This window comes from Brachymonas sp. KE5 (genome assembly GCF_057773645.1).
In genome coordinates, this window is record NZ_CM173463.1 from 2,458,584 (window position 1) to 2,476,912 (window position 18,329).

General features: G+C 67.2%; 16 protein-coding genes. 5 read left to right on the top strand and 11 right to left on the bottom strand.

What is annotated here, in order from left to right; genetic code table 11:
• Positions 1 to 6: 6 nt before the first annotated feature.
• The 8 genes from gshA to ACX36O_RS11660 form a co-directional block, all read right to left on the bottom strand.
• On the bottom strand, positions 7 to 1,551 hold the full coding sequence (gshA, locus tag ACX36O_RS11625; RefSeq protein ID WP_488359821.1) for a glutamate--cysteine ligase: 1,545 nt from the start codon (positions 1,549 to 1,551) through the stop codon (positions 7 to 9).
• A 211-nt stretch (positions 1,552 to 1,762) separates the two neighbouring features.
• Positions 1,763 to 3,106, bottom strand: coding sequence for a BaiN/RdsA family NAD(P)/FAD-dependent oxidoreductase (locus ACX36O_RS11630; RefSeq protein WP_371686744.1), 1,344 nt, complete (start codon positions 3,104 to 3,106; stop codon positions 1,763 to 1,765).
• A gap of 160 nt (positions 3,107 to 3,266) precedes the next feature.
• Positions 3,267 to 4,646 carry a TolC family protein gene (locus ACX36O_RS11635; RefSeq protein ID WP_371686745.1) on the bottom strand — a complete coding sequence of 460 codons (1,380 nt, stop codon included), beginning with the start codon at positions 4,644 to 4,646 and terminating at the stop codon, positions 3,267 to 3,269.
• A 4-nt stretch (positions 4,647 to 4,650) separates the two neighbouring features.
• Positions 4,651 to 5,085, bottom strand: a complete 435-nt coding sequence (trxC, locus tag ACX36O_RS11640) for a thioredoxin TrxC (protein ID WP_213361745.1) — start codon at positions 5,083 to 5,085, stop codon at positions 4,651 to 4,653.
• Positions 5,086 to 5,113: 28 nt separating this feature from the next.
• Positions 5,114 to 5,323 carry a YgaP family membrane protein gene (locus tag ACX36O_RS11645; RefSeq protein WP_213361746.1) on the bottom strand — a complete coding sequence of 70 codons (210 nt, stop codon included), beginning with the start codon at positions 5,321 to 5,323 and terminating at the stop codon, positions 5,114 to 5,116.
• Between the two features lie 44 nt (positions 5,324 to 5,367).
• Positions 5,368 to 6,657 (bottom strand): NAD(P)/FAD-dependent oxidoreductase, encoded by a 1,290-nt coding sequence (locus ACX36O_RS11650; protein ID WP_213361747.1) that lies wholly within the window; start codon positions 6,655 to 6,657, stop codon positions 5,368 to 5,370.
• Positions 6,658 to 6,684: 27 nt separating this feature from the next.
• Positions 6,685 to 10,092: an efflux RND transporter permease subunit gene (locus ACX36O_RS11655; protein WP_488359822.1), complete on the bottom strand. Its 3,408-nt coding sequence runs from the start codon at positions 10,090 to 10,092 to the stop codon at positions 6,685 to 6,687.
• A gap of 19 nt (positions 10,093 to 10,111) precedes the next feature.
• A complete protein-coding gene (locus ACX36O_RS11660; protein ID WP_213361751.1) occupies positions 10,112 to 11,203 on the bottom strand; it encodes an efflux RND transporter periplasmic adaptor subunit in 1,092 nt (363 codons plus the stop codon).
• A gap of 187 nt (positions 11,204 to 11,390) precedes the next feature.
• Between ACX36O_RS11660 and ACX36O_RS11665 the strand changes: the two genes are divergently transcribed.
• From ACX36O_RS11665 to ACX36O_RS11685, 5 genes are all read left to right on the top strand, one after another.
• A complete protein-coding gene (locus ACX36O_RS11665) occupies positions 11,391 to 11,768 on the top strand; it encodes an ArsR/SmtB family transcription factor (protein WP_213361753.1) in 378 nt (125 codons plus the stop codon).
• A 73-nt stretch (positions 11,769 to 11,841) separates the two neighbouring features.
• Positions 11,842 to 12,843 (top strand): GTP 3',8-cyclase MoaA, encoded by a 1,002-nt coding sequence (gene moaA / locus ACX36O_RS11670; protein WP_213361755.1) that lies wholly within the window; start codon positions 11,842 to 11,844, stop codon positions 12,841 to 12,843.
• A 1-nt stretch (position 12,844) separates the two neighbouring features.
• Entirely contained in the window at positions 12,845 to 13,525 is a 681-nt protein-coding gene (locus ACX36O_RS11675; protein WP_213361756.1) for a carbonic anhydrase, read from the top strand.
• The gene (locus ACX36O_RS11680; protein WP_213361758.1) at positions 13,522 to 15,438 is read left to right on the top strand and encodes a type IV pili methyl-accepting chemotaxis transducer N-terminal domain-containing protein; all 1,917 of its coding nucleotides are present in this window, start codon (positions 13,522 to 13,524) and stop codon (positions 15,436 to 15,438) included. The genes ACX36O_RS11675 and ACX36O_RS11680 overlap by 4 nt, the downstream gene beginning before the upstream one ends.
• Positions 15,439 to 15,440: 2 nt before the next feature.
• A complete protein-coding gene (locus tag ACX36O_RS11685) occupies positions 15,441 to 16,115 on the top strand; it encodes a response regulator (RefSeq protein ID WP_213362754.1) in 675 nt (224 codons plus the stop codon).
• A 104-nt stretch (positions 16,116 to 16,219) separates the two neighbouring features.
• Here the strand turns inward: ACX36O_RS11685 and ACX36O_RS11690 are convergent, their stop codons facing one another.
• From ACX36O_RS11690 to ACX36O_RS11700, 3 genes are read right to left on the bottom strand one after another with little or no spacing between them, the layout of a single operon-like run.
• Positions 16,220 to 17,041 (bottom strand): TOBE domain-containing protein, encoded by an 822-nt coding sequence (locus ACX36O_RS11690; RefSeq protein WP_213361760.1) that lies wholly within the window; start codon positions 17,039 to 17,041, stop codon positions 16,220 to 16,222.
• A gap of 28 nt (positions 17,042 to 17,069) precedes the next feature.
• Complete coding sequence (locus ACX36O_RS11695; protein WP_213361763.1) at positions 17,070 to 17,594, bottom strand: nitrogen fixation protein NifQ; 525 nt, start codon at positions 17,592 to 17,594, stop codon at positions 17,070 to 17,072.
• Entirely contained in the window at positions 17,557 to 18,327 is a 771-nt protein-coding gene (locus ACX36O_RS11700; RefSeq protein WP_213361765.1) for an ATP-binding cassette domain-containing protein, read from the bottom strand. The genes ACX36O_RS11695 and ACX36O_RS11700 overlap by 38 nt, the downstream gene beginning before the upstream one ends.
• Positions 18,328 to 18,329 lie beyond the last annotated feature (2 nt).

An 18,329-nucleotide genomic window follows, 5' to 3' on the forward strand; every position in this document is an offset into this window, starting at 1 on the left:
GGTTCGTCAGGCGCCCGCCGCCGAGCCGGGTGTGAGCCGGTCGGGCGAGACATAATGGGCGCGGTACTGCTCGAACGGCATTTCGTCCATGGCTTCGATTTCCTTCTGTGCCTCGGTGGATTCTGCCGCCAGCGCGGCAAATCGTGCCTGCTCGGCCACCGGATAGGGCAGCGCCATCAGCGCCTCGCGTGCGGCTGCCGAACGCTGGCGCACGAAGCCCACGAAAGACTTGCCCTCCCCGGCCGCGATGCCCTGCAGCACGCGCGCGGAAGGCAGGCTGGAAGGATCGTCCATGCGCGCCTGCGCCATGGCCAGCGCCTCGGCATAGCGCGTACCTCCCTTGATGGCATCCAGATGCCGTGCCACCGGCACCAGTTCCGCCATCACTTCGGCGGCCCAGTCCACCAGCAGCACCTCGGCGCCGTTGCGCTCCAGCCGCAGGCCGGGCTCGCGGCCGCGTTCGGCTGTCAGGTGCTGGTTGTGCTTGAGCGCGGCGATCTCTTCCGGCGTGTCGGGCGGACTGTCGCTGAGCAGCGCATGCAGCAGGAACAGGTCGAGGAAACGCATGGTTTCGGCGTCGATGCCCACATCCAGGAAGGGGTTCAGGTCCATCAGGCGCACTTCCACGTACTGCACGCCACGCTCGCGCAGTGCATGCAGCGGGCGCTCGCCGGCGGCGATCACGCGCTTGGGACGGATGGTGCCGTAGAACTCGTTCTCGATCTGCAGCAGGCTGGTGTCGAGCTGGTTGTAGTCACCGCCCAGATTGCGCAGGCCAATCGCCTCGTAGGGCGGATAGGGCTTGGTGAGCGCCTCGTGCAGCGAGGCAGCGTAGCCTTCCAGCCCGTTGTAGCTGACCGCCAGCGAGGACTGGGCATCGCTCTGGTAGCCCAGACGGCCCATGCGCAGCGAAGTGGCATGGGGGCGGTACATGGTCTTGCCGGCCAGCACTTCCAGCTGATGCTGGCGCCCGTCGACGAAGCTGGAGCACACCGAGGGCGAGGCGCCGAACAGGTACAGCAGCAGGAAGGCGTTGCGGCGGAAATTGCGGATCAGGCCGAAGTAGCCGGCATTGTCCAGGCCGGGCAGCGACCAGTTGTAGTGGATGCCCGAAATCATCTGCATGCGGCGGCCATAGCGGTGGCCCAGGCCCATGCGGTACACGCTCTTGGCACGGCCCACGTTGGAATTGCCGTAGCGGCCCAGCGGAATGGTTTCGTCGGTGGGCAGGCCGCAGGGCATGCTGGCCACCCACAGCATTTCGTCGCCGCGGCGCGCCAGCACGCGGTACACCTCCTGGTGGATGCGCACGAGTTCGTCCAGGCAGGCTTCGGCACTGCCGTGCACGCCGGTGACAAGCTCCAGCTGCGATTCGCTGAAGTCGGTGGTGATATTGGGGTGGGTGAGCGGCGATCCCAGCTCCTGCGGATGAGGCGTGAGCGCCAGCTTGCCGTCGGGATGCGTGCGCAGGCTTTCCTTTTCCACGCCGCGCAGCATGCCGGCCAGGCGGTCCGCCGTGATCGTGTTCAACCGTTGTTCGAGTGCACCCATGTAGATTCCTATGTTTCGCGGCCGCGCCTGCACCGCCTGTGTCCGCTCCTGCCGGACCGGGTTGTTCCGTCTGCCGCGCCACTGCGGAGCGCCTGGTTTGGCCGGGCCGGGAACGGCTCGCAGCGAAACGGGTCAGTGATTGTCGCGGAATTTTGTGGCGGTTGCCGGCTACCGCGGCTTTTGCCAGAGCCGGAGCACGGGTTGTTTGATTTCAGGCAGCCTCCCGCTCCAGCAGGCCCTGGGCCGCCACCACGCCGCTGGCCAGGCAGGCCGTGAGCAGATAGCCGCCCGTGGGCGCCTCCCAATCGAGCATTTCGCCAGCGCAGGCCAGTTGCGGCAGGGCACGCACGCGCAGTTGCGCGTCCAGCGCCTCGAAGCAGACGCCGCCGGCGCTGCTGATGGCCTCCTCCACCGGACGCGCCGCCGCCAAGGGCAGCGGCAGGGCCTTGATGGCCTGCGCCAGCCGCTCGGGATCGTGCATGGCGGCCTTGTCCAGCAGCTCGTACAGCAGCGCCGCCTTGATGCCCTGCAGGCCCAGCCGGCTCTTGAGATGGCCGGACAGGCTCTTGCTGCCGCGCGGATGGCGCACGGCGGCCAGTACCTGCTCCAGGCTGTGGTCGGGCAGCAGGTCGATGCGCAGTTCGGCCGGCTGGCTGCTGCGCAGGATGGCATCGCGCAACAGGTGGCTGGCTGCGTAGACCACGCTGCCCTCGATGCCGGTTTCGGTGGCGACGAATTCGCCGCGGCGGTGGAAGCGGCCGCCCTGACCGTCGTCGCAGTCGATGGCGACCGCCTTGAAAGGCTGGCCGGCAAAGCGTTCGCGAAAATGGCGCGACCAGCCGCCGGGAGCGGCATCGGCGGGTGCCGTGCCCTGCTCCGCCTGGCGGGCCGTGGTCGGCGCCACATCAAAGCCGCAATTGGCGGGCAACAGCGGCGCCACGGCGATGTCCCGCTCCTGCAGCAGCTTCACCCAGCGGCCGTCCGAACCGAGACGCGGCCAGCTGGCCCCACCCAGCGCCAGCAACACACGCCCGGCCGGTACGCTGCGCTCGCCATCGGCGGTCTGGAAGCACAGCGCCAGCGCCTCGCCGGGCTGCGGCGGCCGGGCAAAGCCCAGCCAGCGGTGCCGCATATGAAATTGCACCGGCACGCCGGAGGCCGGATGGCGCAGGCGCTGCATCCAGGCACGCAGCAGCGGCGCGGCCTTCATCTCCTTGGGGAACACGCGCCCGGAGGTGCCGACAAAGGTCTCCACGCCCAGCCCCCCGGCCCAGGCGCGTACCGCTTCGGCATCGAAGGCACGCAGCAGCGGCTCGACCTGCGGCTGGCGCCGGCCGTAACGCGCGGCAAAGGCGGCAAAGGGTTCGGAATGGGTCAGGTTGAGGCCGCCCTTGCCGGCCAGCAGGAATTTGCGTCCGGCCGAGGGCATGGCATCGAACACATGCACCGGCACGCCGGCCGCGGACAGGCGCTCGGCCGCCATCAGGCCGGCCGGACCGGCGCCGATGATGGCGACCGGCAGAGGGGAGAATTCGGGAATGGGAGTGGAAGTCACACGGGGTGCCGTTGGAATGGGAATGCGCTGCCGCCCGGCACTGCCAGGGAAGTCATCTCCCGAATGATACGCCTGGCGCCTGCCAGTGGGCCCGGAAATGCAAGGGGACTCTGCACGAGTCCCCTCTGCCCGGTCGCGCCAGGCGCGAATGCGGCGACCCTTACGGCGCCGTCACCGGCTTGAGCGTGGCATTGACGCGGCGCAACTCGCCTTCGTCGAGCTGGCTGGTCATGGCGGCCAGACGCAACTGGTTCATCACGGCCGAAACGCGGGCCTCGGCCAGCGATTGTGCGGTGTTGGCGTGATCGGTCTGCGCATTCAGGACGTTGAGCGTGGTGCGGTCGCCCACGGCACGGCCCAGATAGGTTGCATCCAGGCGCAAAGCCGACGCCTTGAGCGCCTCTTCCAGTGCGCGCACGCGGGCGGCATCGGCCTCGCGCGCGCTCCACAGCAGGCGCGCCTGCTGGCCGACGGTGGTCTGGGCCTGTTGCAGATCCGCCTCGGCCTTGTCGGCCAGGGCGATCGCCTCGCGTTCCCTGGCACTGCGCATGCCGCCGGTGTAGAGCGGGATGTTGACCTGCACGCCCACCATATAGTTGGTGTTGCGGTTGCTGGCCTGGCCGAAGTCGCCACTGCCCCAGACACGGTCCTTGCCGGCCTGCGCCACCAGATCGACTGTCACGGAAGACAGCGCATCGTGCTTGCGTACTTCCTGTCGCGCGATTTCGGCGGCGATCTGCTGCATGCGCAACTGCGGGTTGTCGCCCTGCACCGACTGCAGCCATTGCTCCAGCGCCTTGTCGCTCACCAGCGTGGGCACGCGCGTGGGCAGCATGGCCGTAGGATGGGCCACGCCGGTGCTGTCGGCCAGGATCCGGCGCTTGTTGTCCAGATCGAGGTCGGCCGCGACCTTCTGTGCCTTCAGGCCGGCCAGCGCGGCATCGGCCTCGTGGCTGTCGGTGACGGCCACGTCGCCCAGGCGGAAGCGCTCGTGTGCCTCGTCGGCCGAGCGCTGCACCGCCTGCAGCTGGTGCGCCAGGATGCGCTGGCGTTCCTGCGCCAGCGCCACGTCGAAGTAGCGCTGGGCGGTGCGCAGCATCAGGTCCATCTGCGCCGCCTGCCAGCCGCTGTCACCCAGATCGGCCTGCAGCTTGAGCTGGGCGCTGCCGGCCGAGCGGCCGCGGTTGTACAGCGGCTGCTGCGCCTGCACGCCCCAGCGTGTCATCTTGCCGCCGGTGACCGAGGTGGCAAAGTTCACCCCCGTCATCTGGGGCTGGCCCGGCATGGAAAACGCCGCACCATTCATCTCGGTTTCGCTGGTGGCAGCGCCTGCCGTGCCGCTGAGCATGACGTTGGGCTTCCACAGCGCCGAGGCCTGGTCGCGCTTGGTCTGGCTGGCGGCATGGTTCAGGCGCGCGCTGGCCAGTTCGCGGTCATGGCCCTGCACGCCGTTCCAGGCTTCGAGCAGGTCGACCGTGGTGGCCTGGGCGCCACCGGCCAGGGCTGCCAGCATCAGGGCCAGCAAAGTCTGTCTACGCATGAATTTATCCCTTGTGCCGCGCCAGCGATCCCTCGATCCAGCGCTGCAGGTCGGCCGCGCTCATGGCGCCGCTCTTGCGCTCCACCTCCCGGCCGCCCACATAGAGGGCGAGCGTGGGAATGCTGCGGATGCCGAGGACCGCACCGGTGTGCTGGTTGGCCTCGGTATCGAGCTTGGCGAAACGCACGCGCGGCATGCGTGCCGCGGCCTGTTCAAACTGCGGTGCCATCATGCGGCAGGGGCCGCACCATGGCGCCCAGAAATCCACCACCACCGGCATTTCGGTGCCAGACACGAAGGCCTGGAAATTGGCGTCGGTGAGCGCCACCGGATGGCGCGGCAACAGCTCCGCCTTGCAGCGGCCGCAGTTGACTTCCTTGTCCAGATCGGTTTCGGCGACGCGGTTCTTCGCGCCGCAGGCTGCACAGACGATTTGCATGATGGACTCCTTTGCGGAAAAAGCGCTCTCAGTTGCCAGGGCGGGCACCCAGCTTGCGCAGAATGGTTTCCAGCATGCACCACTTGGTGAAGCCGCTCTGCAGCAGGTTGGCGCCGACGAAGGCGGTGAACCACAGCCAGTTGGTGCTGTGGAAGATCGGGCTGCCCTGCACGCCCAGTGCCAGGGACAGCAGGATGAAGGTACCGCCGATCATACGGACGAGTTGCCAGGATGTCATGATGAGTTCTCCTTGAGGATGGATAGTAAGAAAACCGGAAGGCCTCAGACCGGACCGGAGGGCTTGTTCAGCCGCACGATGCCCAGGATCTTCAGCACGTATTTTTCGTAGATGGGCTCGGTGTTGCCCGATTTCATCTTGCTGATGAAGTACTTTTCGAAGGCGATCTTGCCCAGGTGCACCCACTTGCCTTTCTTGAACCAGTTGACGTTGCGCGGCGGGATCTGCGGCAACGCCACGAAGGCGGCGCCGGTGTCGCCCATGTCGGCCAGGCAGATGGCGTTCCAGGTGGCGGTGGCCTCGGCCTTCTCGCCTTTCAGGTCGGCGGCGATGTTCTCGGTGATGGCGCTGATCATGGTCTCGATCATGTAGCCGGTCTTGGGTGCGCCGGTGGCAACCGGCGTCACTTCCACCGGCGGAATCGCCACGCAGACGCCAGCCGAGAAGATATTGGGGTATTTCTTGCTGCGCTGGTGCTCGTCGATCAGCACGAAACCGCGCGGGTTGCACAGCTCGGGCACGGCGGCCACGGCATCCACGCCCTTGAAGGCCGGCAGCATCATGGACAGCTTGAACGGCACCTCATGCTGCTTCACCAGCGCACCGTTGTCGTCGAGCTGGTCCACGAACAGCTTGCCTTCTTCCACACGCGTGGTCTTGGCGTTGGTGATCCACTTGATGTCCTGGCTGCGCAGTTCGCTCTCGAGCATGCTCTTGCTGTCGCCCACGCCGCCCAGGCCGAGGTGGCCGATGTAGGGCTCGCTGGTGACATAGGTGATCGGCACCTTGTGGCGCAGCTTGCGCTTGCGCAGATCGGCCGCCACGATGAAGGCAAACTCGTAGGCCGGGCCGAAGCAGCTGGCGCCGGGCATGGCGCCGATCACGACCGGGCCCGGGTTCTGCAGGAATTTTTCGTAATCGGCCCAGAACTGCTCGGCGTGGTTCACCGTGCAGATGGAATGCGTGTAGCCGCCGTTGGGGCCGGAGCCGGGCACTTCCTCGAAGGCCAGGCGCGGGCCGGTGGTGATGACCAGGTAGTCGTAATCCACCGTCTGGCCGTTTTCCAGCGTCAGCTTGTTGCCGGGGGCGTCGATCGCCGTGACCGGGCTGGCAATGAAATCGATGCCCTTGCGCTTGAGCAGGGGCGCGATCTCCAGAATGATGTCCTCGCGTTTGCGCCAGCCCACCGCCACCCAGGGGTTGGACGGCACGAAGTGGAAGTAGTCGACCGCGCTGATGACGGTGACCTTGTGTTGCGCCGGCAATGCCGCACGCAGGTCGTAGGCGGCGGGCATGCCGCCGATGCCGGCGCCCATGATGACGATGTGGGCCATGGTTTGTCTCCTCAGTAGCCTCTGCAGTTAATGCGGCACAGCCTCTGTCGGGCCATTGCTCGCGGGGACCGGCCCGCCGTTGTCCAGCCCGTTGCCGGGCTGTCCGTACTGCTTGCGGTAGGCCATGTAGTACAGCATCGGAATCACCACCAGCGTCAGAATGGTGGAGACGAAGATGCCGAAGATCAGGGAGATGGCCAGGCCGTTGAAGATCGGGTCATCCAGGATGAAGAAGGCGCCGATCATGGCGGCCAGGCCGGTCAGCATGATGGGCGGGGCGCGCGTGATGGCCGACTTGACGATGGCTTCCTCGAAGGGCACGCCCTCCTTCAGCTGCAGGTTGATGAAGTCCACCAGCAGGATGGAGTTGCGCACGATGATGCCGGCCAGCGCGATCATGCCGATCATGCTGGTGGCCGTGTACTGCGCGCCGAGCAGCGCGTGGCCCGGCATCACGCCGATGATGGTCAGCGGGATCGGCGCCATGATGATCAGCGGCACCAGGTAGGAGCCGAACTGCGCCACCACCAGCAGGTAGATCAGGATCAGGCCGACGGCATAGGCGGCGCCCATGTCGCGGAAGGTTTCGTAGGTGATCTGCCACTCGCCGTCCCACTTGACGGCGTAGTTGCGGTACGGGTCCTGCGGCTGCTTGATGAAGTATTCATCCAGCTTGCCACCGTTGGGCGCCTGGATCTTGTCGAGCTCGCCGCGCATCTTGAACATGCCGTAGAGCGGGCTGTCCACCTCGCCGGCCATGTCACCCATGACGAAGCTGACCGGCAGCAGGTCCTTGTGGATGGAAGGCTGCTCGCGCACGCTGTCGCTCACGGTCACCAGTTCGCGGATCGGCACCAGCGTGCCGGCGCCGGTGCGCACGGACAGCTGCAGCAGCGCGTCCAGGCTGCCCATGGCCTCGGCCGGCAACTGGATCTGCGTCGGCACGGCATAGCGGCTCTGGTCGTGCAGGAAGGTGGCGGCGTCGCCCGACAGGCCGGTACGCAGCGTGGCCACGATGGCCTGCTGCGGCACGCCGAGCTGGGCCGCCTTGCGGCGATCGACGATCAGCTCGACCTTGGGAGCGGCTGCCGTGTTGGTAGTGTCCACGTCAACCACGTTGGCGGTGTTCTCGAACACCTTGCGCAGCGCGTTCGCCACCTGCTGGCGGCCTTCGGCCTCGGGGCCATAGACCTCGGCCACGATGGGCGACATCACCGGCGGGCCGGGCGGCACTTCCACCACTTTCACGTTGGCGCCGTGGCGCTTGCCGATTTCCTGCAGGCCGGGCCGCACACGCGTGGCAATGGCGTGGCTCTGGTCCTTGCGGTGCTTGGCGTCGACCAGGTTGACCTGGATATCGCCCATTTCGCTGGCGGTGCGCAGATAGTACTGGCGCACCAGGCCGTTGAAGTTGATCGGCGAAGCAGTGCCGGCATAGGCCTGGTAGTTCTTCACCTCGGGGATGGTGGCCAGATGCGCGCCCAGTTCGTGCATGACGGCAGCGGTCTTCTCCAGCGGCGTGCCGGCAGGCATGTCGACCACCACCTGGAATTCGCTCTTGTTGTCGAAGGGCAGCATCTTCAGCACCACCAGGCCGAACACCGGCAGCAGCACCGACAGCGCGATCAGGCCGGCCACGCCCAGCCCCAGCAGGCGGCGGTTGCGCTTGCCGGACTGCGGGTGCAGCAGCGGATTGAACACCTTGCGGAACAGCGGATCGAGCTTGCCGGCCAGGCCATGGCCGGCGGCCTTGCCATGGTCATCGCCATGCGTGGCCTTCATCCACAGACGCGCCAGCCAAGGGGTGACCATGAAGGCAATGGCCAACGACAGGAGCATGCCCATGCTGGCGTTGATCGGGATCGGGCTCATGTAGGGACCCATCAGGCCGGACACGAAGGCCATGGGCAGCAGCGCGGCGATCACGGTGAAGGTGGCCAGGATGGTGGGGCCGCCCACTTCGTCCACGGCACCGGGAATGATCTCGCGCAGGGACTTGCCCGGGTAGAGCTGCTGGTGGCGGTGGATGTTTTCCACCACCACGATGGCATCGTCCACCAGAATGCCGATGGAGAAGATCAGCGCGAACAGCGACACCCGGTTGAGCGTGAAGCCCCAGGCCCAGGAGGCAAACAGCGTCACGGTCAGCGTCAGCACCACCGCGGTGCCGACGATGGCTGCCTCGCGGCGGCCCAGCGCGATGAACACCAGCGCCACCACCGACAGCGTGGCGAACAGCAGCTTCTGGATCAGCTTGGTGGCCTTGTCGTTGGCGGTTTCGCCGTAATTGCGCGTTTCCTCGACGTAGACATCGGCCGGAATCACGGTGTTCTTGAGCTGGTCGACGCGCGTCATCACGGCGTTGGCCACGTCGATGGCGTTCTCGCCCGGCTTCTTGGTGACGGCGATGGTGACGGCGGGGTATTCGGCACCGCTGCGGGCGCTGGCGCCCTGCCCGGCTGCGGCTGCCGGGGCTGCGCCGGAGGCTTGCGCTGCTGCGGGGGCAGCCTTGGCGCTGTCAACGGCCCTGTCCCCCTGCTGCAGCGGCTCGCCATACCAGACATAGCGCGCCGGCGGCGGTGCGCCGTCGCGGATATTGGCCACGTCTTTCAGGAACACCGGCTTGCCGCCCGGGGCGCCCACCAGCAGGTCGGAGACGTCGTCCGCATTGCGCAGGTAGGGGCCGGATTCGATCGCCACGGCCTGGTTGCCGCTGATCAGGTCGCCCAGCGGCAGGCCGAAGTTGGCGGATTGCAGCGCATTGCGCAGATCGTGCACGGTGAGGCCGGCCGCGGACAGGCGGGCCGGGTCGACTTCGATCATGATGGCATGACCGGGGCCGCCGATGGTCGTGACCTCGCGCGTGCCCGGCACGCGCTTGATGTCTGCCTCGATGCTGTGCGCCACGCGCTCCAGATCGAAGGTGTCGCTGTCGGTGCGCTTGGTGTAGAGCGTGAGGGCCACGATGGGCACGTCATCGATGCCCTTGGGCTTGATGATGGGCGAGAGCACGCCCAGGCCCGGCGGCAGCCAGTCGGCATTGGCGCCAACCGTGTCATACAGGCGCACCAGCGCATCGTTGCGCTTGACGCCCACCTTGAACTGCACCGTGAGCACCGCCACGCCGGGGCGCGACACGCTCATCACGTGCTCCACGCCGGTCATCTGCGACAGCACCTGCTCGGCCGGAGTGGCCACCAGCGATTCCACGTCCTTCACGGCCGCGCCGGGGAAGGGCACGATCACGTTGGCCATGGTGACGTCGATCTGCGGCTCTTCCTCGCGCGGGGTGACCAGCACGGCAAACACGCCGAGCAGGAAGGCCACCAGTGCCAGCAGCGGCGTGATCTGCGCCGACTGGAAGAACGCGGCGATGCGTCCGGAAATGCCCATGCGCGCCGTGGTGGGCGGGGGCGTGGTGTGTTGTTCGCTCATGCCTGCCTCTCTGCCACGCTTACTGCACGCGGGCCGCAGCCTGCGGCTCGGTCACCACACGCTCGCCGGCCTGCAGGCCGGACAGGATCTCGACCTGGTCGCCCGTGGTGCGGCCCAGGCGCACCTGGCGCAGCAGCGGACGGTTTTTGGCGTCGAGCACGTACAGGCCGGTCATTTCGCCGCGGCGCACGATGGACTTGAGCGGCACGCGGATGTTCTGGCCCAGCAGAGCGGAGCCGGATGCAGGCGCCGAGCCACCTTGTGCGGCTGCGGCAGCGGCCGGCACCGGCAGCCAGACGCGGGCGAACATGCCCGGCACGGCGCGGTCCAGCCCGGCCGGCAGGTTGGCGCGCAGCGCCTGCGTGAGCGAGCGCGGATCGACCGCGGGCAGCACCTCGACGCGCGTGGGCGCAATCATGCTGCCGCCGGCATCGGGCAATTCGACCTGGGCCTTGGCCTGATCGACCTTGCCGATGACGGAGGACGGCACCGAAGCCGTCACGCGCAGGGAGGCCGGATCGTAGATGGTGAGCAGCGGGCGGCCCGGCATGGCCATGTCGCCCAGTTCGATGGAGAGTTGCGAGATGATGCCGGCATAGGGCGCCTTGACGACGTAGAAGCCGGATTGCGTGGTGGCGGCAGCGGCGGCGGCCGTCAGCGCGTTGACCTGGGCGGCGGCGGCACGGTAGCCGGCCTCGGCCTGCTCCAGCGCGGCCTTGCTGATGTAGTTCTTGGCGGCGAGCTGGCGCTTGCGTTCCAGATCCTTGGCAGCCACATCGAGCTGGGCGCGGGCGGCGCCGATCTGCGCCTGGCTCGCGGTGGCAGCCTGGTTGGCGGCGCGGGCGTCGATGCGCAGCAGCAACTGGCCGGCAGCCACGCGCTGGCCGGCACGCACCGGCAGCTCGACCACGGCACCGGGCACCTGGGCCGCCAGCGTGGTCTGGCGCAGCGACTCGACCGTGCCTTCGTAGCTGCTCATGCTGCCGTTGGCAGCGCTGGAAACGGCCACGCTGGGCAGGGGCGCCGCCAGCGCAACAGGACCGACACCGGCACCCAGGGCCGCGACGGCCAGCCAGCCGCCAACGCGGCGCAGAATGGATTGAGGCTTCATGGCAAACACACCTATCTTGTTCGAGTGGGGCGACATGGCGGCCCGAAGGCGAACACCACGCAGCAGCACGGCAAGGCCGCGCAGACAATTTACATTATACGTATTTGTGTGAATACGCAAATTCTTAATTGCGCAATCAATTGAATAGTTGTACACTGCCAACTCTCCAACCGCATTTCCTGCCCGCATGACTTCCGACGGATTGCTTCAGCATCTGCCCGCGCAAGCGCTGGAACACATCGCCAGCTACTTCCGCACCCTGTCAGAAACCACCCGCCTGCGCATTCTCAATGTGCTGCGCAGTGGCCCCTGCAGTGTGGGAGAAATTGCCGAAAAAGTCGAATCCAGCCCGGCCAATGTCTCGCGCCACCTGCTGCTGCTGGCGCAGCAGGGCCTGGTCACGCGCGAGAGCCGGGGCAACAGCGTGTTCTACAGCGTGGCCGATTCTTCCGTCTTCGCCCTGTGCGATCTGGTGTGCAACCAGGTGGCGCAGCGCTGGGAGGCGCATGACAGCCAGCGCGAGGCGTTCGACAAGGCCCGCAAGCAGGCAAAGAAGCGCGGCTGATCCACCAAAATAACTAGCCCCCTCCCCCCACCCGCCAAGTGGCAAACCGGCCCGGTTTTTCTATAAACAGGGCATGGAAGTTTCCGCCCCCGCCTCTCCCGTCCTGTCTGACCCCTTCGGCCGCACCGTGGACTACCTGCGCGTGTCGGTCACCGACCGCTGCGACCTGCGCTGCACCTACTGCATGCCGCGGCGCTTTCGCGGTTTCGAGCAGCCCGGGCACTGGCTGACGCTGGAAGAGATCACGCGCGTGGTAGCCGCCTTCAGCCGCATGGGCACGCGCCGCGTGCGCCTGACCGGCGGCGAGCCGCTGCTGCGCAAGGGGCTGCCGGAGCTGGCGGCCAACATCGCCGCCCTGTCGGGCATCGAGGACCTGTCGCTCACCACCAATGGCACGCAGCTCGGCCGCCAGGCCCTGCTGCTGCGCTCGGCCGGCGTGCAGCGCCTGAACGTGAGCCTGGATTCGCTGCGCCACGAGTGCGTGCAGCACATCACCGGCAACGACTGCCTGGACCATGTGCTGGACGGCCTGCGCGCCGCCCAGCGTGCCGGCTTTGAACGCATCAAGATCAACATGGTGCCGATTGCAGGCGTGAACGAGCACGATATCGAGCCGATGGTGGCCTTCTGCATGGAGCACGGCTTCGTGCTGCGCCTGATCGAGGCGATGCCGGTAGGTGAACAGGGGCGGCAGACGCAAGGCGTGCCGCTGGGGCCGCTGCTGGAGGATCTGCAGCAGCGCTTCGGCCTGGTACGCTGCACCATGCCCCTGGGCGGCGGCCCGGCCCGCTACTGGACCAGCCCCGGCACCGGCTTCACGCTCGGCCTGATCACGCCGCTGTCGCAGCACTTCTGCGAAACCTGCAACCGCGTGCGCCTGTCGGTAGACGGCACGCTGTATCTCTGCCTGGGGCAGGAGGACAAGTTCGAACTGCGCCCGCTGCTGCGCGCCGGCTGCAGCGATGCCGAGCTGGAGCATGCCATCCGCCAGGCCATCACGCTCAAGCCCGAGCGACACGACTTTCTGGCGCGGCCGGAAAAGATCGTGCGCTTCATGTCCATGACCGGAGGCTGAGATGAAACACTCGATCGACCATCTGCTCGAAGGCTTCAAGCGCTTCCAGCACCAGCATTTCGGCGACGATGGCGGCATTTTCGACACCCTGCGCGACGGCCAGCACCCCAGCACGCTGGTAATCGGCTGCTGCGATTCGCGCGTGCATCCACCGATGCTGATGGATTCCGCGCCGGGCGATGTGTTTACCGTGCGCAATGTGGCCAATCTGGTGCCGCCCAACGAGCCGGACAACCCGCATGCCAGCGTGGCGGCGGCGCTGGAGTTTGCCGTGCTCAGCCTGGAGGTGCAGCACGTGATCGTGCTGGGCCATTCGAGTTGCGGCGGCATCCGCGCGCTGATGCAGCGCAGCACCCTGCCGGACAGCGCGCTCGGGCGCTGGCTGCGCATTGCCGAGCCGGCGCGGCGCTTTGTGTGCACGCACCACGCGGGCGTCTCGCAGGAGAAGCAACTGGCGCTGGCCGAACGCGCTGCCGTGCTGGTATCGCTGGAAAACCTGCTCTCTTACCCCTGGGTGGCCGAGCGCGTGCAGCAGTGCACGCTCACGCTGCACGGCTGGTATTTCGACATGCACAGCGGCTCGCTCTGGGGCTATGACACCGATGCGCGCCAGTTCCTGCCGCTGGTCTGCCCGCTGGAGCGCGCCCGTGAAGCACAGCGGCGCACTATGATCGCAGCATGAACCTCGACCAGCTCCCCAGCCGCCACAGCCTGAGCACCAAACTGCTGGTGCTCTCGGTGCTGTGGCTGGTGGTCGCCATGGTGTCCATCGGCTTCACGCTGCTGCTGTCGTGGAAGCTGGAAGGGGGCGCCGCCGCCATCAACGATGCCGGCAGCCTGCGCATGCGCACCTACCGCACCGTGATGCTGCTGAGCCAGAACGAATCTCCCGCGGTGGTGGAGGAGCAGCGTCGCCTGTTCCAGACCACGCTCGACCGCCTGATCGCCGGCGACCCGGCACGGCCGCTGTTCCTGCCCGACACGCCCGAGGTGCATGCGCAGGCCGCCTGGATCCGCGAGCACTGGCAACTGCGCATGGTGCCCTTGTTGCAGCCCGGACAGCTGCAAAGCAACGGCGCCCAGCTGCTGGACCGCGAGGCCGATGCCTTCGTCGACGGCATCGATCGTCTGGTGCGGCTGATCGAGATCGACAATGCGCGCAACACCTCCATGCTGCGCGTATTCCAGCTGGTGCTGATCGGCATGGCCACGGTGGGCGCGCTGAGCATGATGTACCTGCTCTACATCCTGGTGATCCTGCCGGTGAACCAGTTGCACCAGGGCATGCAGCGCCTGAGCCAGGGCGACCTGGGCAGCCGCGTGGATCTGGACCGGCAGGACGAATTCGGCGCGCTGTCGGACGGCTTCAACCAGATGGCGGACCGCCTGCAGGGGCTGGTGCAGACCATGGAGCAGCAGGTACGCGACAAGACACGGGAACTGGAATCGAACAACCGGCAGCTCACGGCGCTGTACCAGGTGACGGCATTCCTGCACCAGTCGCAGGATCTGGAGCAGACCTGCGAGGGCTTTCTGCAGCAGGTGATGCAGCTGACCGGCGCCAGCGCCGGCGCCGTGCGCCTGCTCGACAGCGAACGCGGCAAGATCGACGCGGTGGTGCAGATCGGCCTGCCCGACACCCTGCTCACGCAACAGGAATGCTCGCGCGTGAATGCCTGCTACTGCGGCCAGAGCGTGCAGACCGGCGAAACCGTGCTGCGCCGTATCGACCGCATGGAGCACACGGTGCCGCTGCTTCCCAGCCTGCCCTGCCAGAATGCGGGGTTTGACGCGGTCTCGGTGTTCCAGATCCGTGCCAGCCAGCAGGATCTGGGCATCTTCACGCTGTTCTTCCGCGATGGCGAGCAGCCGGGCGAGGAAGCCCGGCAGCTGCTGGAAGCATTGGGCAGCCATCTGGGCGTAGCCATCGCCAATACGCGCCTGGCCGCCCGCGACCGACAACTCGCCGTGATGGAAGAGCGCAACCTGATGGCCCAGGGCCTGCACGACAGCATTGCGCAGTCGCTCTCCTTCCTCAACCTGCAGGTGCAGATGCTGGAAGCGGCGGTGGCCGCCGGCGAGCAGGAGCAGGCGCGGGAGAACCTCGCCTTCATCCGCGCCGGCGTGCAGGAAAGCTACGACGACGTGCGCGAACTGCTGCTCAACTTCCGCGTGCGCATCAGCAAGGAGGAATTGCCGGAGGCGGTGCAGACCCTGCTGTCGCGCTTCGAGGCGCAGACCGGGGTGCACACCTCGCTCGACATGGGCGGCGACGGATTGCCGCTGGATCCGCAGCAGCAGTTGCAGGTGATCTTCATCCTGCAGGAGGCGCTGTCGAACGTGCGCAAGCATGCACAGGCCGACAGCGTGGCCGTTACCATCCGTAACGACGACGATTTCGTCATGAGCATCGCCGACAATGGCCGCGGCATCGATGCGGACGAGATGGAGGCGCGCCGCGAGCGCCACGTGGGCCTGTCCATCATGCAGGAGCGTGCCCGCCGCATCCACGCCAGCGTTACCATTACCCGGCAGGCAGCAGGCGGCACCCTGGTGTCGCTGCTGCTGCCCCAGAAAGAACGGATAGCGACATGATCATGCCCGCAGACACCCCGCCGCTGCGCATTCTGCTGGTGGACGACCATACCCTGTTCCGCAGCGGACTCAAGGCCCTGCTGCAGCGCCAGGGCGATTTCGAGGTTGTGGGCGAGGCTGGCGACGGGTTGGAAGGCGTGAAGCTCGCCGAACAGCTCAAACCCGATGCCGTGCTGCTCGACCTGGACATGCCCATCATGCACGGGCGCGATGCGCTGGCGCAGATTCTCAGTTCGCAGCCGGAACTGGCGGTGCTGATGCTGACCGTCTCGGAAGATGGCGAGGATCTGGCCGAATGCATGCGTCTGGGCGCGCGTGGCTACCTGCTCAAGAACATCCATGCCGATTTTCTGCTGGGCAGCATCCGCCGTGCGGTGGAAGGCGACAGCGTGCTCTCGCCCGAGATGACGGCCAAGCTGGTGCAGCGCCTGCGTGCGCCGGCGCCCGTGCAGCAGCCGTCCGAGTACGAATCTCTCACCCCGCGCGAGCGCGAGACGCTGGCCTGGCTGGCACAAGGCGCCAGCAACAAGCAGATCGCGCGCACGCTGGATGTGGCCGAAAGCACCATCAAGGTGCACGTGCAGAACATTTTGCGCAAGCTGGGCCTGCAGAGCCGGGTGCAGGCGGCGGTGTATGCCGTCGAGCATGGCTTCGACAAGACGGATCGGGGTGGCTGAGGCGAGTTGAACGCACCCACGCCAGCCTGACGCTGCGCCCGCCGTGCATTCCGGCACCCCTGTCCAGTGCAGCCAGCAGGATCCAAAACAAGGCAGCAGGACGCTTACACCGGCACTGCCAGAATCACGCTGGACGCCTTGAACAACGCCGTGGCACGCTGCCCTTCGGCCAGCTCCAGTGCATCGGCGCTGCCCTGGGTGATGATGGCGGCGATGGAGCGGCCCTCGCCCAGATCCAGCACCACCTCGGTATTGACGGCCCCGGGATGCACGCGGCTGATGCTGCCCGTCAGACGGTTGCGCGCGGAAAAGCGCACATCCTCCACTTCGGTGGCCAGCAGCACGGAGGAGGACTTGACCAGTGCAATGGCCGGGCCACCCGTCTGCAGGCCCAGGCTGACCACGCTGTCGTGCGTGACCACGGCGACGATCTGGTGGCCGCCGCCGATGTCGATGACCACCTCGTCGTTGACGGCACCGGTGTGGATGCTGTGGACCGTGCCGGTGAACTGGTTGCGTGCGCTGGTTTTCATGGCCATTTTCCTCATGAGCAAATAGTCGTCCGCCATGCCGGCGGCCTGGCGGGAGAGCAAGGCGAGAAACTTCTGGTGTTCTGCCTCGATCTGGCGAAAGTTGTCCACCAGCTGGAGGCCACGCTGCGTGAGGCGCGTGCCGCCGCCGCCCTTGCCGCCGCTGCTGCGTTCGAGCAGGGGCTCGCCGGCGAGCTGGTTCATGTGATCGATGGTGTCCCAGGCGCCCTTGTAGCTCACGCCGATGGCCTTGGCGGCCTGGGTGATGGAGCCGGTGCTGGCGATCGCTTCGAGCAGCGCCACCTGGCGGGTGCCGCCGAGCAACTCGCCCTGCACGGTCATGCTGAGCTGGCCTTGCAGGTCGATCGGGGGACTGGTGGGGGGGGTCTGAGACATGCTGAATGCTCCGCGCAGAGGGTTCCGCTCAGGCCGGCTGGTCCAGCCAGCGCCATAGCCAGGCCTTGTCGGGCAGCTGTCCGGCAAGAGGCAGGCCGGGGAAGTGTGCCTGCAACAGCGCCAGCAAGGCCTGCGGACTGGCAATACCTGCATCTTGCCAGAGTTCACTCTCGCCGGCGCTGACCATGGCCAATGCGCGGGCCAGCGCTTCGCTGTGCACGGGATCGGCATCCGGCGCGGCACAGGCCTGCAGGCACCGGGCCAGCCGGTGCTTGCGCGGCGGCACCTGGGCCTGCAGCAGGCGGTAGTGTGGTTCGGGCAAGGCCTGCAGTGGGGACAATTCGGGGAACAGGGTGTGCAGCATGGCGAGCAGCTCGGCCTGTGGCAGGCCCAGCGTCCACGCATACAGCGGCAGGTCGCCCTGCTGTGCGGCGCGCATCACGTGCATCACCACGCGCTCCGCCGGCTCCTGGCGCTCCTGCGCCAGCTGGTCGGCCAGGGTAAAGCGCTGGCCGTCAGGCCGCAGCAACAGGGGCGAGACGCATGCCGCCATGTGCCACCTCCTCCGGCACCGGGTCCCGGTGCTCCGTGCGTTGCGCTCCTGCCGGCGCGTGGGCGAATTCCTCGCGCAACACCCGGCCGTCCTGCAGATGGATGATGTGATCGCCCAGCTGGCGCGCATCCTCTGGGTCGTGCGTGATCAGCACCATGGGCAGTTGCAGGCGTTGCTGCAAACCGTTCAGTTCGTCGCGCAGGGTCTGGCGCAGCGCCGGGTCGAGCGCGGAAAACGGCTCGTCCAGCAGCAGCGCACCGGGTTGCGCCGCCAGTGCGCGCGCCAGGGCCACGCGCTGGCGCTGGCCACCGGAAAGCTGGTGCGGCATCTGCTCGGCCAGCGGGTCGATGTGCAGCGCCTCCAGCCACTGGTCCACCTCGGGCTGGCGCGCACGCGGGCGCGGATTGCGCCAGCCGCGCTGCAGGCCGAAGCCGATGTTCTGGCGCACCGTCAGATGCGGGAACAGCGCGTAGTCCTGGAACACATAACCCACGTGGCGCTGCTGCGGCGTCAGGTTGATGCCCTGCGCCGCATCAAACAAGGTGCGCCCCGCCACGCGCACATGGCCGGCATCGGGTTGCAGCAGGCCGGCAATGGCCTTGAGCGCGAGCGTCTTGCCCGCACCCGAGTTGCCCAGCAGCACCACGCGGCGATGTTCGGAGCGCCACTGCAGCTGCAAATGGAAGCGCCGCTCGCCGGAATGCAGCACCTTGTCAATCGCGATATCGAACATGC

Excerpts from the sequence above, each read along its gene's own strand:
- gshA (WP_488359821.1), bottom strand. The coding sequence starts at position 1,551 with ATGGGTGCACTCGAACAACGGTTGAACACGATCACGGCGGACCGCCTG.
- ACX36O_RS11635 (WP_371686745.1), bottom strand. The coding sequence starts at position 4,646 with ATGCGTAGACAGACTTTGCTGGCCCTGATGCTGGCAGCCCTGGCCGGT.
- trxC (WP_213361745.1), bottom strand. The coding sequence starts at position 5,085 with ATGCAAATCGTCTGTGCAGCCTGCGGCGCGAAGAACCGCGTCGCCGAA.
- ACX36O_RS11645 (WP_213361746.1), bottom strand. The coding sequence starts at position 5,323 with ATGACATCCTGGCAACTCGTCCGTATGATCGGCGGTACCTTCATCCTG.
- ACX36O_RS11650 (WP_213361747.1), bottom strand. The coding sequence starts at position 6,657 with ATGGCCCACATCGTCATCATGGGCGCCGGCATCGGCGGCATGCCCGCC.
- ACX36O_RS11655 (WP_488359822.1), bottom strand. The coding sequence starts at position 10,092 with ATGAGCGAACAACACACCACGCCCCCGCCCACCACGGCGCGCATGGGC.
- ACX36O_RS11660 (WP_213361751.1), bottom strand. The coding sequence starts at position 11,203 with ATGAAGCCTCAATCCATTCTGCGCCGCGTTGGCGGCTGGCTGGCCGTC.
- ACX36O_RS11665 (WP_213361753.1), top strand. The coding sequence starts at position 11,391 with ATGACTTCCGACGGATTGCTTCAGCATCTGCCCGCGCAAGCGCTGGAA.
- moaA (WP_213361755.1), top strand. The coding sequence starts at position 11,842 with ATGGAAGTTTCCGCCCCCGCCTCTCCCGTCCTGTCTGACCCCTTCGGC.
- ACX36O_RS11675 (WP_213361756.1), top strand. The coding sequence starts at position 12,845 with ATGAAACACTCGATCGACCATCTGCTCGAAGGCTTCAAGCGCTTCCAG.
- ACX36O_RS11680 (WP_213361758.1), top strand. The coding sequence starts at position 13,522 with ATGAACCTCGACCAGCTCCCCAGCCGCCACAGCCTGAGCACCAAACTG.
- ACX36O_RS11685 (WP_213362754.1), top strand. The coding sequence starts at position 15,441 with ATGCCCGCAGACACCCCGCCGCTGCGCATTCTGCTGGTGGACGACCAT.
- ACX36O_RS11690 (WP_213361760.1), bottom strand. The coding sequence starts at position 17,041 with ATGTCTCAGACCCCCCCCACCAGTCCCCCGATCGACCTGCAAGGCCAG.
- ACX36O_RS11695 (WP_213361763.1), bottom strand. The coding sequence starts at position 17,594 with ATGGCGGCATGCGTCTCGCCCCTGTTGCTGCGGCCTGACGGCCAGCGC.
- ACX36O_RS11700 (WP_213361765.1), bottom strand. The coding sequence starts at position 18,327 with ATGTTCGATATCGCGATTGACAAGGTGCTGCATTCCGGCGAGCGGCGC.